The organism is Streptomyces sp. (genome assembly GCF_031178505.1).
Taxonomy (GTDB): domain Bacteria; phylum Actinomycetota; class Actinomycetes; order Streptomycetales; family Streptomycetaceae; genus Streptomyces; species Streptomyces gulbargensis.
On sequence record NZ_JAPSIW010000452.1, the window covers coordinates 1 to 5805 of the forward strand.

Below are 5805 nucleotides of genomic sequence, written 5' to 3' on the forward strand. Positions count from 1 at the left end.
ATCGCGGAGAAGCGGTGCGAGGCCGTCAACTCCGCCTACGCGCTGGACACCTGGGCCGTGCCCGGGGACGTGTGGGTGTACTACTACCTGCCCAGCGAGCAGAGCTGGCGGCTCGGCGACCGGACCGTGACCTGCGCCCTGGCCACCGAGGGCAAGCCCTTCACGGGGGCGCTGCGCTCCGACGCGACGGTGCTCGACGCCGACCAGGTGCACTTCCTGAAGACGATGAACCCGATCGAGACGGTCGTCCTGCGCGAGCCCGAGCAGGACCCGGACGAGGACTTCGCCGCCAACAAGGCCTGGGCCGGGCAGGTCCTCGCGGCCGTCGACGGGGCCCGCGCGGGCCTGGGGAAGCACCCCTGGCCGGAGACGGTGCGCAAGCCCGTCGCGGAGCTCGGCACGGAGCTGGACGCCGCTTCCGAGCAGTGGCGCGCGCTCGCGGGCGCGGCCGACCCGGAGGCCTACTGGGAGGCGTACGACCGCGCCTTCGAGCTGCTGCCCGAGGACACCGGGGCGGGGGCGCGCACGGCGCTCGGCCTGACGGACACGCTGCCGGACGGCGGGGCGGGCGGTGGGACGGGCGGCTCCGGGGACGGGCCGGGAGGCGGTGCGTCCGTCTGACCCCTCGGGGCGGAAGGGGTTACCCCGGGTGACTGCCGGTGGCAAGCATTGTCATCACTTCGAGTGAAACCCTGGCCCATGCTTGCGGCGCGCCACCCTGGGTTGTCAGGCTGTAGCTGTCCGTCAACCTGAGGGGGGAGTGTCCAGTGACGTTCGGTGAGCAGCCCGCCTACTTGCGCGTGGCGAGCGATCTCCGGGAGAAGATCGCCAACGGCTCGCTTCCCCCGCATACCCGTCTCCCCTCGCAGGCACGCATCCGCGAGGAGTACGGGGTGTCGGACACCGTCGCACTGGAGGCCCGCAAGGTGCTCATGGCCGAGGGCCTCGTCGAGGGCCGGTCGGGGTCGGGGACGTACGTGCGGGAGCGGCCGGTGCCACGCCGGATCTCCCGCTCCGGGTACCGGCCGGCGTCCGCCGCCAGCCCCTTCCGCCAGGAGCAGGCGGCCGAAGGCGCGCGCGGCACCTGGGAGTCGAACAGCGAGCAGGGGCGGGCGAGCGCCGCGGTGGCGGCCCGGCTCGGGATCGAACCCGGCGAGCGGGTCATGCGCACCCGGTACGTGTACCGGGACGGCGGCGAGCCGATGATGGTCTCCACCTCGTGGGAGCCGCTCGCGGTCACGGGCAGGACGCCGGTGATGCTGCCCGAGGAGGGGCCGCTCGGGGGGAGCGGGGTCGTGGAGCGGATGGCGGCCCTCGACATCGTCGTGGACAACGTGGTGGAGGAGGTCGGCGCCCGGCCCGGGCTCGCCGAGGAGCTCATGGCGCTCGGCGGGGTGCCGGGGCATGTGGTGATGGTGATCGAGCGGACCTTCTACGCCTCGGGGCGGGCCGTCGAGACGGCGGACGTCGTCGTCCCGGCCGACCGCTACCGCCTCTCCTATCACCTGCCGGTGCGCTGACACCCGCTCACGCCGTGCGCCCCCGCCCGCCCCCCGGGCGGGGGCGCGTGGCATGCCCGCCGGGCGCGGCCCTTCGGCCGCCCGCCGTCGGTTCCCGGCCGATCCGTATCTCTTCGTGAAAACCCGTATCCGCTGTGTGAAGGTCAGGCGTAAGCTCGGGCATATGCGCAATGCGGTTTCCTGGAGATCGTCGAAGGCGCCCGGACCGACGGAGGGAGAAGCCCGATGACCGAGAGCGGCCCCGTCCTTCCCTGGCTCGTCATACGGCAGGACGACAACGGCCACCGCTACCGCGTGGGTCAGTACGCCACCGAGGACGAAGCCCGGAAGATCGCGGACAGCCTCGACGCGCGCGGCCATGAACGGCTCTACCGGGTCGAGCGCCTGGGAGGCGCCCCCGCCTGAGCCCGCCCCGGGCCGCGCACCCCTCTCACGGCACCACCACCACGGCACCGCCTCCATGCCCCTCACGGGCCGGGAGCGGTGCCGCGGCCGTTCCCCGGGCGCCCCCGCGCACCGCCCACCCTCCCGGTAGGGTCGCGTCCGTCGGCTGAGGGACGCGAGGGAAGAGGGGTACGGCCGTGCTGATCGACACCGTCGCCTGGGTGCGGATCGAGGGCGGCCGGATCCTGTGCGCCCGGCCCCGGGGCAAGGGGATCTTCTACATTCCCGGTGGCAAGCGCGAGGGCGCCGAGACCGACCTGCAGACCCTCGTCCGGGAGATCGAGGAGGAGTTGACCGTCCTGCTCGACCCGGAGACCGCCGTGCACACCGGAACGTACGAGGCCGGCGGCCCCGGCCTCCCCGACGGCGCCGTGGTCCGGATGGCCTGCTACACCGCCGAGTACCGCGGAGAACTGCTCCCCAGCAGTGAGATCGAGGAGATGGCCTGGTTCTCGTACGCCGACCGCGACCGCGTACCGCCCGTCGACCAACTGCTGTTCGACGACCTCCGGGCCGCCGGCGCCCTGCGCTGACCCGCGCTGCCGCCGCACGGCCGGCGTTCCGTCCCGCCTCCCGCCTCCCTGCGCGGGGCCGGCCTCCTGCCTCCTCGCACGGCCGGCCTGTGACCCCGACCCACGCCTCGCGCCGCCGCCCTTCCGTCCGGTCCCACGCTCGCCGCACCGCCGGCCGCCCTGCGCCGACGCGCGCTCCCCCGCACCGTCGGCGGGGCGCGCGAGGCGTTCTCTACGCCGTTCGTGCCCCCGTGCGCCGACCGTCCCCCACTGGCGCGATATTCGACCGGAAATAACGGGTATGTCCAGAATGTGCCCTTGAGGGGGGCGGGGGTCTTCCTGCTGACGCACGGCTGGGGAAGTGATCGGGAGTGAGCGACGCCGACGGCGACCGCGCCGAATGGACCTTCCCCGCGGAGGCCGACGCCGTGCGCACCGCCCGGCACGCCGTGCGCGCCACCCTGCGCGGCTGGCGGCTCGACGCGACCCTCGCCGACGTGACCGTCCTGCTGGTCAGCGAGTTGGTGACCAATTCCCTGCGGTACGCCTCCGGCCCCATCGGCGTCCGGCTCGTCCGCCTCGGCCCCGACGGCACCGGCCCGGGCCCCTGCGACGCGCTGCTCGTGGAAGTCTCCGATCCGCTTCCCGATCCGCCCACCGAGCGGCCCGCGGGCCCCGACGACGAAGGGGGGCGCGGTCTGGCACTGGTGGCCGGCGCCGCCCGCCGCTGGGGGACCCGAAAGGGAAGGACCGGCAAAACCGTATGGTTCGAGCTGGCTCTCCCTGGTGAGTAAAGAGGGTGGGACGACGATCACCGGCACTCGGCCAGAACCGAACGAGACCACCCTGTGATCGTGAACGTCGTGCCGCCGGGGCCTGCCGTACTGAATACTGCGGGCATGGCCGGTCCGGTGCGGTGAGCTGGAGGGGACGGTCGCGTTGAGCGAGATACCTGAGACGGCGAGCGGCGTCGTGTGGCAGAGCAGCCCGCCCGGGTCCATCTATGACTACATACGGGTGGCCTCCTTCTCCCTCGGCCCCGACGGACTCGTCGACCAGTGGAGCCGGCGGGCCGTGGACCTCTTCGGCGTCACCGCCGAGGAGGCCAGGGGCCGGGACCCGGTCGACGTCTTCATGCCCGCCGGGCTGCGCGAGCGCGGACACCGCACGGTCCGGGAGATCCTCGACGGCAAGGAATGGACGGGGCTCGTCCCCTTCCGCGTCCCCGGTGAGAACGGCCCGCAGGGCCTCGCCGAGATGTACGTCATGCCCAGCGAGACCGAGTCCGGCGAACGGGCCGCGCTGTGCATCGTCGTCGACGTCCGGGCACTGCGCCGCATCGAGACCGACCTCGCCGCCTCCCAGGCGATATTCGGCCAATCGCCCTTCGGCTTCCTCCTCTTCGGGACGGACCTCACCGTCAAGCGGGCCAACCAGCGCTTCGCCACCGTCTTCGGCGGCTCCGCCGACGACCACCGCGGCCGGACCGTCCACGACTACCTCACCCGCTCCGAGGCCGACCGGATGACCGAGGCCCTCCGCCGGGTCCTGGAGACCGGCGAGGCCGTCACCGACCTGCAGATCGTCGGCGCCGCCCCCGGCGCCAGGGACCGGCGCCACTGGTCGATCAACCTCTACCGGGTGCACAGCGGCACCGGCCGCCCCATCGGCGTCGCCGGACTCGGCGTCGACGTCACCCGCCGCCACAACGCCGCCCGGGAAGCCGCCAGCGCCCGCCGCAACCTCGCCCTCCTCAACGAGGCGGGCTCCCGCATCGGCAACTCCCTCGACCTGGAGGCCACCGCCCGCGAGCTGCTCGACGTGGCCGTCCCCGGCTTCTGCGACCTCGCCTCCGTCGACCTCTACCAGGGCCTGCTCACCGGCGACGAGGCACCGCCGGGACGCTGGGGCAGCTCCCACGACATCGGCTACGGCGCGGGCAGCGCCGAACTGCGCCGCGTCGCCTTCTCCAGCGCCGTCTCCGACACCCCTCACCGGGCCGCCGAAGGGCACGGCGCCGACACCGGCTGCTGCGGACCCGCCGCGGTCGGGGTCGGCGACGTCCACCGCTACTCCTTCAACTCGCCCTGCGCGGGTGCGCTGCGCACCGGCCGGATCCGCACCGTGCCGGGCGGCGACGGCGACCTCGTCCAGTCCACCCTGGTCGTCCCGATGGTCGCCCACGACACCGTCGTGGGCCTGGTCCAGTTCTCCCGCGCCAAGGGCAGCGAACCCTTCGGGGAGCGCGACCGGGCCCTCGCCGTCGAACTCGCCGCCCGCGCCGCCGTCTGCATCGACAACGCCCGCCTCTACCGCCGCGAGCACGAGCGGGCCCTCATCCTCCAGCGCAGCCTCCTCCCGCCCGGCGACCCGGAGGCCGCCGGACTCGACATCGCCTGCCGCTACCTGCCCGGCACCACCGCCACCGAGGTCGGCGGCGACTGGTTCGACGTCATCGAACTGCCCGGCCACCGCACCGCCCTCGTCATCGGGGACGTCATGGGCCGCGGTCTGCGCGCCGCCGTCGCCATGGGTGAACTCCGCACCGCCGTACGCACCCTCGCCCAGCTCGACCTCGAACCGGCCGAGGTCCTCTCCCATCTGGACGAGATCGCCCGCGGCCTGGGCGCCCCCATCGGCGCGCAGCAGTCCCGCGCCCAGAAGAACCGGGGCCCGGAACTCTCCGAGGTCTACCTCGCCACCTGCGTCTACGCGGTCTACGACCCGGTCACCCGGCGATGTACCTTCGCCAACGCCGGCCACCTGCCCCCGGTGCTCGTCGGCCCCGGCGAAGAGGCCGTCCTCCTCGACGTACCCCCCGGGATGCCGCTCGGCGTCGGCGGCGAGCCCTTCGAGGAGGTCCGGATCGAACTGCCCGAGGGCGCGCTCCTCGCCCTCTACACCGACGGACTCGTCGAATCCCGCGACCATCCGCTGGAGGAGGGCCTGCACGCCTTCCGCCGGGCCCTCACCGGACAGGAACGCCCGCTGGAGGACGTCTGCGACCGGGTCCTCAGCCGGCTCGACACCGGCCACGGGGAGGACGACATCGCCCTCCTGATGGCCCGCATCCGGGGACTGCCCGGCGAGGCCGTCGGCGACTGGCGGCTTCCCAGGGAGCCCCGCTCCGTCGGCCGGGCCCGCGAACTGGCCCGTGCGCAGCTCACCTCCTGGGGCCTCGCCTCGCTCGTCGACACCGTCGAACTGCTCGTCAGCGAACTCGTCACCAACGCCCTGCGCTACGGCGAGGGCGAGATCCGGCTCCGCCTGCTGCGCGACCGGACCCTCGTCTGCGAGGTCTGGGACTCGGGCCTGGTGCAGCCCCGGCG

Annotated in this window: 6 protein-coding genes; all 6 read left to right on the plus strand. The window is 73.7% G+C overall.

Features of this window, described 5'->3' with window-relative positions; all coding sequences use genetic code 11:
* The coding region (locus RIF68_RS24915) for a septum formation family protein (RefSeq protein ID WP_309053537.1) at positions 1–621 on the plus strand (621 nt) is incomplete at its 5' end.
* 146 nt (positions 622–767) lie between these two features.
* The gene (locus RIF68_RS24920; RefSeq protein WP_309053538.1) at positions 768–1520 is read left to right on the plus strand and encodes a GntR family transcriptional regulator; all 753 of its coding nucleotides are present in this window, start codon (positions 768–770) and stop codon (positions 1518–1520) included.
* Positions 1521–1745: 225 nt separating this feature from the next.
* Positions 1746–1925 carry an SPOR domain-containing protein gene (locus RIF68_RS24925; RefSeq protein ID WP_309053539.1) on the plus strand — a complete coding sequence of 60 codons (180 nt, stop codon included), beginning with the start codon at positions 1746–1748 and terminating at the stop codon, positions 1923–1925.
* Between the two features lie 176 nt (positions 1926–2101).
* On the plus strand, positions 2102–2497 hold the full coding sequence (locus tag RIF68_RS24930; RefSeq protein WP_309053540.1) for an NUDIX domain-containing protein: 396 nt from the start codon (positions 2102–2104) through the stop codon (positions 2495–2497).
* Positions 2498–2847: 350 nt separating this feature from the next.
* Entirely contained in the window at positions 2848–3270 is a 423-nt protein-coding gene (locus RIF68_RS24935; protein ID WP_309053541.1) for an ATP-binding protein, read from the plus strand.
* A gap of 145 nt (positions 3271–3415) precedes the next feature.
* Positions 3416–5805, plus strand: a 2390-nt coding sequence (locus RIF68_RS24940; protein ID WP_309053542.1) for a SpoIIE family protein phosphatase, incomplete at its 3' end; no start/stop codon positions are given.

Excerpts from the sequence above, each read along its gene's own strand:
- RIF68_RS24925 (WP_309053539.1), top strand. The coding sequence starts at position 1,746 with ATGACCGAGAGCGGCCCCGTCCTTCCCTGGCTCGTCATACGGCAGGAC.